Below are 13,380 nucleotides of genomic sequence, written 5' to 3'. Positions count from 1 at the left end.
ATGAGGGCTGCCTCTTTTTGATAAGTATTCTGGTCATGCTCAGGAATGGAGTCGTTACGGAAATAAGATACCAGGGTCTGTTGCTATATTCCATGTATGTATGTTTACTCCGTAACGTCCAATGGTAGCAGACCGCCCTGAAAATAGAGTGGAATACCTAATGATAACGTAATCGTTTATCTGCCCATCGTAACCGACAAAGTGATCTTTATCTTCAATTAATTCATCTTTACTGCGCAAATAGTCTTTCACTATAGAAACTGCTTTATCCTGTGTTTCTGTAGGGGTATCCGTACGAAGATCATTATTGAGTGCAACAGTTTGACTGTCAGAGTGATTTTCTTTCATTTGAACATCACTTTTGTTGTTATTGTTTTTTTCTTTTCCAATCTGATTGTCTGTACCGTCTTCTGATAAACTTTCTTCTCCACTTGTTTGGTGGTGTTCTGTAGAAGGTGAACTTTCACTTTTGCTGCTACTTTCACCAGGATGATCGCTGGAGGATTCTAAAGTGGTTCGTTCCGACTCTGTTGAAGTTTCTGATTCAGTATTGGCCTCTGAAATCGGTGCGGAATCTTCTGTTGAAGTATGTAACGCTGCGTCTTTGTTCTGCTCATTTGAACATCCCGCGAAAAAAGAAACGAACAATATTAGAGCAACACTGTAATGAATTATGTTATGTAGTTTCCTCATATAACCCCACTCTCATTTTATTACTATTCTTTGTTTACTTGGTAGCCTATCATTTCCCCAGCTTCGTTTTTGATGGGGAAAAGTATCTAAAGGCAGTTTCATATTATCCTATATTATTCATTATGTAAAATATTGGATGGTTCTGGATTTTATAAGGTGAAAAGAGTAGAAGGGGGTGGAGGAGTCTCTTGGGATCATATCCGAGACTGCATGGGTGCGAATATAGTACTCAAGTGACAGAGAAATACATAAATATAACCCCAAAAGGCAACTGACACCTTTTAGGGTTACATTTCATATGTTTGGTTTAGACCAAGCCGCCTCCGCTTTTTAATTTGTCCAGCTCCAGGTGCTTGGGGCTCGAGGTCATAAGCCAAGTCACCCAAAAAGGCAAAGACCGCCTTTCCAGCTGACTCGTCTTATGCTTGTCGCCCCAGGGCGAGCCCCTTCCGCTTTTCAATTGTCCAGCTCCGGCGGCTAGCCCCTCGAGGTCATAAGTCAAACCAACCAAAAAGGCAAAGTGCGCCTTTCCGGTTGGTTCGCCTTATGCTTGTCGGGTCTGACCAAGCCGCCTCCGCTTTTCGATTGTCCAGCTCCGGCGGCTAGCCCCTCGAGGTCATAAGGAGAACCAACCAAAAAGGCAAAGTGCGCCTTTCCGGTTGGTTCTCCTTATGCTTGTCGGGTCTAACCAAGCCGCCTCCGCTTTTCTTACCACATCCGATATCCTTTTGATGCTGGTGGGGCGTTTTGGATCATGTCGATGAACGGGACGGAGTAGGCGACGAGGATGAGTGCTGCTACAACCGTTAACCAAATTCTCCAGTTTTCAAATATCATAGGCGTTTTTTCAGCAGTTTCTGCCTGTTCTCCAATCGGGAATTCTTCGTTTCCTTTTGGTGCGAAGAATGCAAGATTGATAAAGATGTATAGGACCAGGATGATCCCCATAAAGAGGATTGTTCCGCCGACTGCCTGGGCGACCTGGTAAGGGATCCAGTCAAGTGCCTGTGGAGCGTCTCCGTAGGTTGAATAAGATGAACGTCTCGGAGCGCCGAGTAAACCGGCTGCGTGCATCGCTCCGGACATGATGCCCATGCCGACAGCCCATACGATCGCTTGCACGATGGCCAATTTGTTCATCGCCTTCGTTAAGACCCGGCCTGTTAAATGAGGCACGAGCCAATAGGAGATACCGAAGAACGTAAGCACGACGGAGGTGGCAAGTGTCAGGTGGAAGTGACCTGTCACCCAGATCGTATTATGGACAACCTGATTCATCTGATTGGATGCATTGACCAATCCACCTGCTCCGGCTGGGATGAAAGCGACCATACCGATAAATGGAACGGTAAAACGGGCGTCTCCCCATGGCAGTTTTTTGAACCAACCGAATAATCCCGTAGCGCCTTTTGAACGTCCGTACATTTCGAAGGTGGCAAACAGTGAGAATGCGGTCATCAGGGAAGGGATCACCACCATGAATGTCAGGACAACCTGCAGAAATTTCCAGTATGCGTCAATTCCCGGCTCAACCAGCTGATGGTGAAAACCGACAGGGATTGAGAAAAGGAGGAAAAGTATAAACGATAACCGTGCCAGTGAATCGGAAAAGATTTTACCGCCAATGACTTTAGGGATGATAACATACCATGCCATATAAGCGGGAAGCAGCCAGAAATATACGAGCGGGTGACCGAAGTACCAGAATAGAGTCCTGCTGACCAGAACGTCAACACGATCCACAAGTCCAAGAGACCAGGGGAGGAGCTGGAATAATACTGTTCCTGCGACACCGATTGTAGCAACGATCCATAACACGGTGTTGATGATTGCCATGAATGTAAGCAGTGGACTCGGTTGTCCTGGATTTTCTTTCCGCCAGCTGACATATTTCATGATCATTCCAGCCCCGCCGAGCCAGCTGCCGACCACGACGAACGTCAAACCGAGGTAGAAGATCCAATGAGCCTGGAGTGGTGCATAAAATGTATAAAGGACAGTTGCCTCATTGAGGAGAATCATGACGGCCGCCATAGTGGTACCGATAAGCATCACCCAGAATCCAAGCCACCCCATCAGGCGGGCTTTCGGTGAATAGGTGCCGGACGTACGTGAGATGGCAGCATGCTGGAATCCGAGAATGAAAAAGGTTGTGAGGACGAGCCCAAGCAATACGCCGTGAACCGTCAATACCTGATAGTATCCGATCCCTGCTGGAAGGGTGAATCTTCCTGATCTCACCAATACTTGTAATAACCCTGCCAGTCCACCGAGTGCGAGTGCGATGAAGCCGACATAAATATGGGTCATTGCGAGAAGGGCATCTTTTTTGTCAATTTTTACGAACGATTTCATTTAGTCCACCACCTTAATCATCGATTTCATGGAGTGATGTCCCACTCCGCAATATTCATTACACACAACAAGAAATTCCCCAGTCTTATCAAGGGTTGTGGTGTATTCACTGATAAATCCTGGTTCAAGCATCATGTTGATATTTGTGCCAGCCACTTCAAAGCCGTGGACGACATCTTTCGTCGTGGCGATCACCTTCAACGTCGATCCTTTGGGAACTTCAATCTCCCCGGGTGTGTAAAGAAAAGCAGAAGCGACCAATACCAGCTCATAATCCCAATCCTTCCCTTCGACCTTCTTTAAACCTGGTTCGTCAAAAGGAGCGATGTTATCCACGTGTTCTGGGTTGATATAGGCTTTAGCGCTTGGAGGCTGATGACCTTGATGAAAAGCGCTTATACCGAGAATGATTAAAAATAATATAAGAGACCCTGTTCCTAACGTTAACCACCATTTTTCATAACGATGCATGTGCATATGATTCACTCCTTTGAATTAAAAACGATCTAAAAATAGTAGAAACACGCCTAACCATGTAAGGACCAAAAATCCGCCTAATAATAAAACGGAAGTCAGGGTGCCCTTCAGCGATTTGGAATCCTCCAGTTTGACGACCGTTTTATTCTGTAATTCCGGTTTTCCCATTCATCTCATTCCTTCCATCAATTGGATGATTGTATTTATGCTTCTATCGTAACCGCCCTGGTGCATCACAATCTGTGATAAATGTCACACCTGAAGGGTGAATTTGTGAAATAAATGTGAAGTGAAAGAAATGGGCCTTTCAGCCGGTTCATTTGCAGAGAGGTGAAGCATACCGTATAGGAATGAACGAATAGAGGGGGAGACAAGATGGAGAAGTATTACTGCAAACGGTGCTGCCAGATCTTTTCCCAGCGCTTGACCTGTCCGACATGCGAACTGCCGGTAGAAGCAAAGATCCACATTCAAGTTCATCATCAAGACGGGAAAAAAGGCAGCCAGTGAAGTGAACAGAGTTGGGGTTGAGTGGTGGTTGTGATAATATATAGAAGATTCTAAAAAATAGGGTGATAAAACATGTTTATTCCATCATTTTCATTACAGGACAAATTAGCGATTGTAACCGGTGCCGGCCGTGGAATTGGACGGGCAATCAGTATCGGATTGGCAGAAGCGGGGGCTGATGTTGTCCTGTTATCCAGGACGAAAACAGACCTTGAAGAAACGGCTGAAATCATCGAAGGAATGGGAAGGAAGGCATATGTCCTTCAGACAGACGTGACGTCAAAGCAGGAGATCAGTCATGTAGTCCCATACATAGAAGCTCAAGGAAGATCCATCGATATCTTGATAAACAACGCAGGTATGAATATTCGCTCTGCTGCACTGGACGTAACGGAGGAAGAGTGGCAGGTAATCATGGATACCAATTTAAAATCCGCCTTCATGATGAGCCAGGAAGTCGGAAAGCATATGAAAGAGAATGGAAAGGGTAAAATCATCAATATTGCGTCTGTGGCAGGACACGTTGCCCTCCGGACCGGAGTCGTATACGCATCGACCAAAGCTGCGATGATCCAGATGACAAAAGTGCTCGCGTTGGAATGGGGACAATATCAAATCAATGTCAACAGCATCGGACCCTGGTATTTCAGGACCCCTTTGACGAAGAAGCTGCTTGAGGACGAGGAGTATGTCAACGATATTCTCTCAGTCACTCCGCTGAAAAGGATCGGAGAACTTCAAGAACTGGTGGGACCGGCGGTGTTCCTTTCTACCGATGCATCGGATTATATCACCGGACAGACGCTGTTCGTTGATGGCGGCATGACAATCAACGGCTTTTGAAGATAGAAACTAAAAAACCGGCTCCATTCGTCGAATGGAGCCGGTTTTTGCTGTTGATTGGAGTGGGTAAGATGTGACATCAGTCAGCAACTCTACTAATTCAATGGCGTCAGCACTGGCTTGCCCGTGGTGCGACCACAACTCTTCTATTATATTTCAATCATCAATATCACTAAAAAGTCTCCGACATTTTCAATCGTAATAGGAAGTTTCAAAGCTTTGTCAAATCCATACATCTTGGACTGGCCGACAATGACGGTCGGCGGGGTAATGTCAAGTGAATGTCCTGCCTGGGCGAGTAATGTGGCAAGATTACCAGCGATCATATTACCCAACTCCCCGGCGAACGACTCGAGCATTTCCCCTTCAAGCGGCATTCCGAACATGGATGCGCCCAGTGCCTGAAAGGATTCCTCTTCTCCATCTACGATCATCCTGCCGCGTACACCACCGGTAAATCCGATGAGCACGCCAATCTTATGTTGGCTGAAAGGTTCCGTCAACAAAGAGGGCTGCTTCACATCAATATTCATAGGGATGACACTTTTGATTGCCTGTACTGAACTATTTAGTATATCGGTGACACTTTTTGTTAAAATCATGTCGAATCCTCCAGTATTTTGTCATTTTTATCATACCATATTACCTGGTCGGAAAGAATGATTATTTGGAATTGTTTTCATTTTCAAGGGCTTGATGGTGAGGGAAAATCTCTGCTGTGTACATAATGATTGTGTTTCTGGAAATACTATCCTTACTTGGAAGTGCAGGGAGTGAAAGGATATGCCGAAAATCCTGTCTGTTGAAAAAGAAGTACCTCCGGTGAAAATCACCCAGAAAGAAGCTTCGGAATTTGCCAAACAGCTGTTTTCGTCAAGCTTCAAGGATATCGGCCGGCTTATCAATGTGTTTCAAAATGGAGAGATAGAAAGCCGGTATTTCGTTAATGATCTTCAATGGTTTTCGAAAGAACATTCTTTCAGGGAAAAGAATGACGCATACATATGTCATGCTGTGGATCTGGGGAGCAGGGTGATCAGAAAAACCCTTACAGAACACAGGCTCACGATGAATGACATTGATGCCATCATCACGATCTCATCATCTGGGATATCCACCCCGAGCATTGAAGCAAGGATCATGAATTCCCTGCCATTTTCTCCTCATATCAAGCGGATCCCGCTTTGGGGATTGGGGTGCGCAGGGGGAGCAGGCGGACTTGCCCGGGCATATGAATACTGTCTGGCATTTCCTGAGGCGACTGTGCTGGTCCTTTCCATAGAGCTGTGTTCTCTGACATTTCAGCATGGGGACCGGTCTAAGAGTAACTTGATCGGGACATCGCTTTTTGCTGATGGTGTAGCCTGTGCAGTCGTATGTGGAGATGACAGTACTGTACTGGAGGGAGTTTCACAGCCGTTGCCAGCGATCATCGCCACCCAATCAACGCTTCTGGAGGATTCATTGGATGTCATGGGGTGGGAAGTAAAGGACAATGGGCTATATGTGGTGTTTTCAAAAGACATCCCTGCGCTTGTGAAGAATTGGCTCCGTCCCAATGTTGAGGGATTCCTGGACCAACATGGTGTAAAGCTTGGGGGCATCAATCATTTTGTTGCCCATCCTGGAGGAAAGAAAGTGATTGAAGCATACCGGGAAGCGCTTGGCATGGACGAATCGATGACGTCAGAAGCTTTGAAAGTGTTAAAGGAATATGGAAATATGTCTTCTGCGACGATACTTTATGTGCTGAAAGAATTTATGGATAAGGGCTGTTCACGGGGGGATATTGGTTTGGGGACCGCGCTTGGTCCCGGGTTCAGTTCGGAATTATTATTGATGAGGTGGGAATGAGTGCTGTATTTCTTTCTGTTCTTTTCAGTGTTGATCATTCAACGGATTGTGGAAGTTGTGATAGCGAAATCAAATGAGAAATGGATGATAAGGCAGGGAGCGAAAGAATATGGACAGGCCCATTATAAATTGATGGTCGCGATCCATGTAGCCTTTTTCATCTCTTTGTTGATTGAAGGCGGTATAAAGGAATCGGGGGTCAACAGCTATTGGCCATTCCTGCTGTGCGCATTCTTGATCACCCAGATCATGCGGATATGGGTGATCACTTCTTTAGGGAAGTATTGGAATACAAAAATCATCGTGCTGCCGAATGCTGAGTCTGTCAATAAGGGTCCATATAAATACTTGAAACATCCAAACTATTTGATTGTAACGATCGAACTGATCATTGTTCCCTTACTTTTCAATGCGTATTGGACGATGTTCATTTTCGCACTGCTCAATCAGCTCATCCTCTCGGTACGCATTCCCCTGGAGGAGAAAGCTTTACGGAATGAAACAGATTACGGGGAGGTTCACATCCAAACAAAAGGGTGGGGATCACTCATGAAAAAAGAAAAATAATTTTCTTATTGAAAATGATTATCGTTTTTGATAAGATTCTAATTGAAGATGAAAATTATTCTCAGTTATACTTAAATAAAAGGGTGGGGACACAAATGGTATGGTTTTTGATATTGATCACTGTAGTAGCATATGGCTTCGTCATGAAGTTTGTTTTATCTAATGTAATGAAAGATCAGGCACACAATGGGGAAATATCAACATATCGGACCAGTGCAAAACCTTTTAGCCATTCAAACTTGATTCCAACTGAAACAGTACAATAAATTTTCGGCCTCCTTCAATCTGAAGGGGGCTTTTATTTTACCATTTTCCCAAAACTGGATCGGGGCATATACTGGTATCAGCTGAAAGATAGATGTATTCATAGAGAAATTGCGATAAATGCGATAAAATAAAAACGTTATCATTTTCTGAACAACAGAAAGGAACGGAATGAAATGAGTGGCATAAAACAAAAAAGCATACATTTACATAAAAGAATGGAAGAGCTTGCAGCTTATTACGAGCTTTTCAGTCAAAATGGAGACGGTGAACGGGCTGACAAGGTTGAAAGGCTGGCCGAGAAATTGTTCAATGATGAATTGATTCTCGCTTTCTGCGGACACTTCTCCGCAGGGAAGTCAACGATGATCAATCATTTAATGGGAGAGGAAATTCTGCCATCAAGCCCCATCCCGACTAGTGCGAATCTGGTGAAAGTGCACCGTGCCAATGTGGACTTTGCGAAGATTCACTATCATGACTCGGAACCCCTTTACTTTCAGGCACCATACGATTTCTCAACGGTTAAAGAGTATTGTAAAAACGGGGAAGACGTTTATTCAGTTGAGATCGGACGGAGTAGGAGTGAGGTGCCTGAAGGGATCTCGATTCTTGATACACCCGGTGTCGACAGCACTGATGATGCCCACAGACTGTCCACTGAGTCTGCAATCCATCTGGCCGACGCTGTCTTTTACGTCATGGATTACAATCACGTGCAGTCTCAGGTGAACTTCGAATTCACGAAAGAAATGGTCCGCCATGGGGTGAAGCTGTATTTGATCGTGAATATGATTGATAAGCATCAGGAAGAAGAATTAAGCTTCCGTGATTTCAAAGAAAGTGTCAGTTCATCATTCGCATCATGGGGTGTTGTTCCCGACGGCACGTTCTTCACTAGCTTAAGGGATCCACGCCATCCTCACAATAACCTGGTGAAATTTCAGAAGCTGATTGGAGAACAGGTGGATAAGAAAAGCGGTTTGATTGAAGAATCGGCACAATCGGCCATTTCTCAATTGAAGTCCGAACACGAAAGATGGTATGAGGAAGAACTGGAGAAAATCGAACGAAAAGCCAGGGACGTCCTAAGCGAGCATGAATGGAAGAACAAAGAGGGCCTTCTATCATCTGAGAAAAAGCTGATGGATGAAGTGTCAAAAAAGGATGTCTCATCGGTTAAAGAACAGTTTGAGGAGAAGCGAAAGGAAGTCCTCAAGAATGCATATCTCATGCCTTTTGAAACGAGGGAAATGGCGAAAGCCTTTTTGGAAAGCAGACAAAAAGATTTTAAAGTGGGCTTCCTCTTTTCAAAGCAAAAGACCGAAGATGAAAGAGCTGAACGACTGGAGAAGTTCAAAGAAGAAATCAATAGCCGGATTGAATCCCAGCTGGAATGGCATTTAAAAACATTAGGAAAAGACATGGTGAAAGCATATGGGGCAGGCGATTCCGCTGAATGGGATCGATTGACACTTGCGATCGATGAAGTGTTCCTGACTGATTTGATCAAGCCGGGGGCAGGGGTCACAAGTGATTATGTCCTGCAATATTGCGAAGACCTTTCAGAAGCATTGAAAAAAAGGGCGAGGAACGACTCCAATGAAAGAATCCAACGACTCCTGATAGAGTTGGAAACATCTTCTGCCAGGGAGAAGGAGGCTGCTCTAAAAGAACTCCATTTGCTGCAGGAGAAGACCGCCGTCATTTATGAATGGGACGCCATGTCTCATGAAAAGGACACGCAAATCAAACGGATGAGAGCAATCCAAATCGATTCGAAACAGGCTGAGATCATCATTCAAAAATGGAAAGAACGATGGAAGGAAAGAGAAGAAACTTACACAGTTGCATCACAATCCGATTCAAGCCAGCCTAAAGAAGAAAAAACGAAAGCTCCGAAAAGGCATCACCAGGAGAAGGAGCAAAATGAATCTTCTATTGAAGAGGTGACCCAGCGTCTTGATGTCATGACCGATGTGTTCAGAAAATATAAAGGATTTTCAAAAATCGCCGATCACCTGGCAGGTAAGAAGACGCGACTGTCCAATCAATCATTCACGATTGCTTTATTCGGTGCTTTCAGTGCAGGGAAATCTTCATTCGCAAACGCACTTTTAGGGAAGAAAGTCCTCCCTGTCAGCCCGAACCCGACTACTGCCTCTATCAACCGGATCAAGCCTGTATCAGAGGAAGGAAAACATGAGACGGCACATGTCCAAATCAAGACGCATGAGCAGTTGATTCAGGATATCAGCCATTCCCTGACGTTCTTTGACCGAACGGCTGCTTCACTTGATGAAGCGATGGATATCATCCCGGCCCTGTCGAGTGAAGGAAGCGGGAAAGAAAACGTCCATCTTTCTTTCCTTCAGGCTTTCCTAAAGGGCTATCCTTTGTTCAAGGGAAGGCTGGGACAAAAGGTGGAAGCGAACCTGGATGAATATCGGGGGTTTGTTGCCGATGAAACGAAAGCCTGCTTCGTCGAATCCATCGATCTTTATTACGACTGCCCAATCACAAGGCAGGGAATCACCCTGGTTGATACACCAGGGGCTGATTCGATTAATGCAAGGCATACGGGAGTTGCGTTTGAATATATCAAGAATGCTGACGCCATACTGTTTGTCACCTATTACAATCATGCCTTTGCCAAGGCCGATCGTGAATTCCTCATCCAATTGGGACGTGTGAAGGATACATTCGAACTTGATAAAATGTTCTTCATCGTCAATGCCATCGACCTTGCTCGTGATGAGGAAGAAAAGAATGATGTCATCGATTATGTGGAAAACCAGTTGATACAATACGGCATCAGGTTTCCAAGGATCTTCGGGGTCTCTTCCTTGCAGGCCCTGAAAGAAGCCGGTTCAAAGCAGTCTGGAATGGAAGGGTTCAAGCAGGAATTCAACGCTTTCATCGAGAATGAGTTAGTGAGCATGAGCGTGGAATCTGCACAGAATGAACTTGAAAGAGGATTCCATCGTTTTCGGGAATATGTTAGCCATGCATCAAGCGATCAGGACTATAAACAGGAACGAAGCCAACAGCTTAAACAGGCGGCGAAGGAAATTCAGCAGCTTGTCGACAGCCAGTCTGTCGAGCCTCTTACCATTGAAATGATGCAGGAATCCAAAGAGCTTGTCCATTATGTTAAGCAGCGAGTGTTTTTCAGGGTATCAGACTTCTATAAGGAAGCCTTTCACTCAGGATTGTTTTTGCAGTACGCCAATCACTCTCAGGCGATCAGAGAGGGACTGAAGGAATTTCTGGACAGTATCGGCTTCGATCTTGCACAGGAAATGCGGGCTACATCCCTCCGCATCCAGCAGTTCATTGAAAAACAATTAAGTGCCCACTGGACGGTGCTTGAAGGGAAAATACAAGAGGTGGAAAAGGGCCTTGTCCTGTCTCCACAGGAAACACAGTATGAACATACCATTGAATTTGAACATGCATTCAAACAAGCGGATCCGACATCATTTGAAGATGCATTCTCCTCATTCAAAAATCCGAAACAGTTTTTTGAAAAGGGTGGAAAGAAAATCATTCAGGATCAATTGGAATCACGCCTGCAAACGCCTGCCGACAGCTATTTAACAACAGAACAGACGCGCCTTTCTGAATGGGGGGCAACCTATTTGAAAGAGGAATTCAATGCCATCCATAAGGAAGTGAACAGTCAAGTGATGGAGCAGATCCAGTCCCACTTGGATGTGCTGGAAACTGTTCAGGACCTGGATGCATTGCAACGGGATCTGGACTTATTGGAAAAGCATTCTGTGTAAAAGGAGGCGTGAAACGTGGAGAATCCTTATCATTGTTGTGCCACCTGCATTCATATACGAGGGGTGAAGACGGATAAGAAAACCTCGTATGTATGTTCCCGTCTCGGATATGAAACCAAAACGACCTATCAATTCACCTGCTGGGAACCTAAGCGGGAAGTGACGGAATTGATGAAAAAAAGGGGGATGATATCGTGAGCACGTTCGTTGATACTGACTGGCTAATGGAGCATGTGAAGGATGAAAACGTAAGAATCATAGACTGCCGGTTTTCTTTAGGTAACCCGGTGGAAGGGCGTGAACAATACAAACAGGGGCACATCCCCGGCGCCTTATTCTTTGATCTAGAAAAAGACTTATCAGGGCACGTGAAAAAGCACGGAGGACGTCATCCCCTTCCGAATATGAAAAACTTCATACGGAAAGTGGAAAGCGCAGGAATCGGCAATGAATCGACCGTCGTGATCTACGATGATCAGGACGGGGCTTTCGCCGGAAGGTGCTGGTGGTTATTCTCATATATCGGACATGAAGACGTCATGATCCTGAACGGTGGATATGCTGCGTGGAAAAAAGCCGGGGGAGAAACCGATACCGGGGTCCCCCAATACCCACATGAAAACTACCGCCCTCATTTCAACGAGGGCATCATCGCATCCCTCGAGGAAGTCAGGAGTTGTGCAAGAGGGGACAATGATGTCATCCTGATTGATTCAAGGAGCAGTGAAAGATACATCGGAAAAGAAGAACCGATTGACCGGATTCCTGGCCATATCCCCCGGGCTGTCAACTTTCCCTGGACCGATGGGGTGAAGAATGGAAGCTTCACTGGAGAAAAGCATGATGACCGATTTGCCTCTCTTTCAAAAGACTCGCCCATCATTGTGTACTGCGGATCAGGCGTGACGGCCACCGCAAATTTCATCAGCTTAAAGGAAGCTGGGTTCAAACATGTTAAGTTGTACGTAGGAAGCTATAGTGACTGGGTTTCTTATGAAGAACACTCAGTGGAAAAAGGGAAATGAAAATAGCCGATTGGAAGAGATACATCACTTTTCCAATCGGCTATTTCTTCATGTATGTTATACTTTAGTATGTGAAATGAAGCAATAAGGAGTGTATGTAGTGAACACAAAAAATGAACATTTACTATTGATAGATGGAATGGCACTATTATTTCGATCTTTCTTTGCCACCGCTGTAACCGGTCAATTCATGATGAATTCGAAAGGACTCCCGACAAACGGGGTACAGGGCTTCATGAAGCATCTTCTGATGGCGGCAGAGCATGTGAACCCGTCTCACATCATCGTATGCTGGGATATGGGAAGCAAGACCTTCCGAAATGATGTATTCAACGATTATAAATCGAACCGGAACGCACCCCCGGTCGAGTTGATTCCCCAATTCGACCTGGCCAAAGAAGTGGCGGAAGGTTTCAATCTTTCAAATGTGGGCGTCGTAGGGTATGAAGCTGATGATTGCATCGGTACGTTGGCCAAAAGCCATCACGCGGAACGGAAAGTATCTGTATTGAGTGGAGACCAGGATCTGCTTCAGCTTCTGGATCATAATATCGATATCATGCTTTTGAAGAAGGGATTCGGCAATTACCAGACGTATACAAAGGATCTGTTCGTGGAAGAAAGAGGGATTACACCTCAACAATTCATCGATGTGAAGGCATTGATGGGGGATACGAGCGACGGGTATCCAGGTGTGAAAGGTATCGGGGAGAAGACTGCCCTCAAACTGATTCAACAATATGACGACATCTCAGGAATCCTGGAGAATCTGAATCAACTCACCCCATCTCAACGGAAGAAAATTGAAGAAGACCTGGAGATGCTTCATGTATCCAGAAAGCTTGCCGAGATCCACTGTGAAGTGCCCCTCACTGTTTCGATAGAAGAAGCGAGATGGAGCCACGTGTCACAAGATACACTTTCGATTGTGGACGAGCTTGAACTAAAAGTGCTTAGAAGATTTTTGATGGGCTCGAACGTGATGACGGCCTTAAGTTAATAGG

Annotated in this window: 13 protein-coding genes; 8 read left to right on the top strand and 5 right to left on the bottom strand. The window is 45.2% G+C overall.

The genetic code is table 11. The features are described 5' to 3' along the window. Positions 1 to 54: 54 nt before the first annotated feature. The 4 genes from KH172YL63_RS13175 to KH172YL63_RS13160 form a co-directional block, all read right to left on the bottom strand. A complete protein-coding gene (locus KH172YL63_RS13175; protein WP_173106536.1) occupies positions 55 to 693 on the bottom strand; it encodes a hypothetical protein in 639 nt (212 codons plus the stop codon). Between the two features lie 708 nt (positions 694 to 1,401). After that, a complete protein-coding gene (locus tag KH172YL63_RS13170; protein ID WP_173106535.1) occupies positions 1,402 to 3,048 on the bottom strand; it encodes a b(o/a)3-type cytochrome-c oxidase subunit 1 in 1,647 nt (548 codons plus the stop codon). Next, positions 3,049 to 3,525 carry a cytochrome c oxidase subunit II gene (locus KH172YL63_RS13165; protein WP_173106534.1) on the bottom strand — a complete coding sequence of 159 codons (477 nt, stop codon included), beginning with the start codon at positions 3,523 to 3,525 and terminating at the stop codon, positions 3,049 to 3,051. Between the two features lie 18 nt (positions 3,526 to 3,543). Next, positions 3,544 to 3,693 carry a cytochrome c oxidase subunit 2A gene (locus tag KH172YL63_RS13160; protein WP_173106533.1) on the bottom strand — a complete coding sequence of 50 codons (150 nt, stop codon included), beginning with the start codon at positions 3,691 to 3,693 and terminating at the stop codon, positions 3,544 to 3,546. 207 nt (positions 3,694 to 3,900) lie between these two features. Here KH172YL63_RS13160 and KH172YL63_RS21755 point away from each other — a divergent pair, with 207 nt between their 5' ends. Both KH172YL63_RS21755 and KH172YL63_RS13155 read left to right on the top strand, forming a co-directional pair. Further along, positions 3,901 to 4,035: a hypothetical protein gene (locus KH172YL63_RS21755; protein WP_269475153.1), complete on the top strand. Its 135-nt coding sequence runs from the start codon at positions 3,901 to 3,903 to the stop codon at positions 4,033 to 4,035. A gap of 72 nt (positions 4,036 to 4,107) precedes the next feature. Further along, positions 4,108 to 4,878, top strand: a complete 771-nt coding sequence (locus KH172YL63_RS13155) for an SDR family NAD(P)-dependent oxidoreductase (protein ID WP_173106532.1) — start codon at positions 4,108 to 4,110, stop codon at positions 4,876 to 4,878. A 149-nt stretch (positions 4,879 to 5,027) separates the two neighbouring features. Here the strand turns inward: KH172YL63_RS13155 and KH172YL63_RS13150 are convergent, their stop codons facing one another. Continuing rightward, positions 5,028 to 5,480, bottom strand: coding sequence for a chemotaxis protein CheX (locus KH172YL63_RS13150; protein WP_173106531.1), 453 nt, complete (start codon positions 5,478 to 5,480; stop codon positions 5,028 to 5,030). 181 nt (positions 5,481 to 5,661) lie between these two features. On the opposite strand from KH172YL63_RS13150, the gene KH172YL63_RS13145 reads away from it, so the two are divergent. The 6 genes from KH172YL63_RS13145 (at position 5,662) to KH172YL63_RS13120 (ending at position 13,376) form a co-directional block, all read left to right on the top strand. After that, positions 5,662 to 6,732: a type III polyketide synthase gene (locus tag KH172YL63_RS13145; RefSeq protein WP_173106530.1), complete on the top strand. Its 1,071-nt coding sequence runs from the start codon at positions 5,662 to 5,664 to the stop codon at positions 6,730 to 6,732. A 3-nt stretch (positions 6,733 to 6,735) separates the two neighbouring features. Then, positions 6,736 to 7,299 (top strand): isoprenylcysteine carboxyl methyltransferase family protein, encoded by a 564-nt coding sequence (locus tag KH172YL63_RS13140; protein WP_173108173.1) that lies wholly within the window; start codon positions 6,736 to 6,738, stop codon positions 7,297 to 7,299. A 440-nt stretch (positions 7,300 to 7,739) separates the two neighbouring features. Beyond that, positions 7,740 to 11,351: a dynamin family protein gene (locus KH172YL63_RS13135; RefSeq protein ID WP_173106529.1), complete on the top strand. Its 3,612-nt coding sequence runs from the start codon at positions 7,740 to 7,742 to the stop codon at positions 11,349 to 11,351. 15 nt (positions 11,352 to 11,366) lie between these two features. After that, positions 11,367 to 11,549, top strand: coding sequence for a hypothetical protein (locus KH172YL63_RS13130; RefSeq protein ID WP_173106528.1), 183 nt, complete (start codon positions 11,367 to 11,369; stop codon positions 11,547 to 11,549). Between the two features lie 26 nt (positions 11,550 to 11,575). Continuing rightward, positions 11,576 to 12,376, top strand: coding sequence for a sulfurtransferase (locus tag KH172YL63_RS13125; protein WP_173108172.1), 801 nt, complete (start codon positions 11,576 to 11,578; stop codon positions 12,374 to 12,376). A 100-nt stretch (positions 12,377 to 12,476) separates the two neighbouring features. Further along, positions 12,477 to 13,376 (top strand): 5'-3' exonuclease, encoded by a 900-nt coding sequence (locus tag KH172YL63_RS13120; RefSeq protein ID WP_173106527.1) that lies wholly within the window; start codon positions 12,477 to 12,479, stop codon positions 13,374 to 13,376. Positions 13,377 to 13,380 lie beyond the last annotated feature (4 nt).

This window comes from Bacillus sp. KH172YL63 (assembly GCF_011398925.1).
GTDB lineage: Bacteria > Bacillota > Bacilli > Bacillales > Bacillaceae_B > Rossellomorea.
The sequence above is the reverse complement of the archived record's forward strand: the minus strand, read 5'-3'. Positions and strand labels throughout refer to the sequence as shown.